We start from the raw sequence: 250 nt of genomic DNA on the forward strand, positions 1-250 counted from the left end.
GTTTGCCGTAATAGAACTCGGCCGCGGCGGCGACGCCGTAGGCGCGGTTGCCGAAGAAACTCTTGTTGAGATAGAGCTCGAGGATCTCGTCCTTCGACAGGTTCTGCTCCATCTTGCGCGCCAGCAGCATCTCGGCGAACTTGCGCGTGAAGCTGTACTCGGAGCTGAGGAAGAACTGCCGCGCGACCTGCTGGGTGATCGTCGAGCCGCCGGGGACGCGCTTGTCGTTGGTCGTCGCCAGCAGCCACAG

Annotated in this window: 1 protein-coding gene; it reads right to left on the bottom strand. The window is 62.8% G+C overall.

Features of this window, described 5'->3' with window-relative positions; all coding sequences use genetic code 11:
- The coding region (locus tag SB719_RS21650) for a transglycosylase domain-containing protein (protein ID WP_412159959.1) at positions 1 to 250 on the bottom strand (250 nt) is incomplete at both ends.

Origin of the sequence: Pantoea sp. SIMBA_079 (assembly GCF_046940275.1) — a bacterium.
Lineage (GTDB): Bacteria > Pseudomonadota > Gammaproteobacteria > Enterobacterales > Enterobacteriaceae > Pantoea > Pantoea borealis.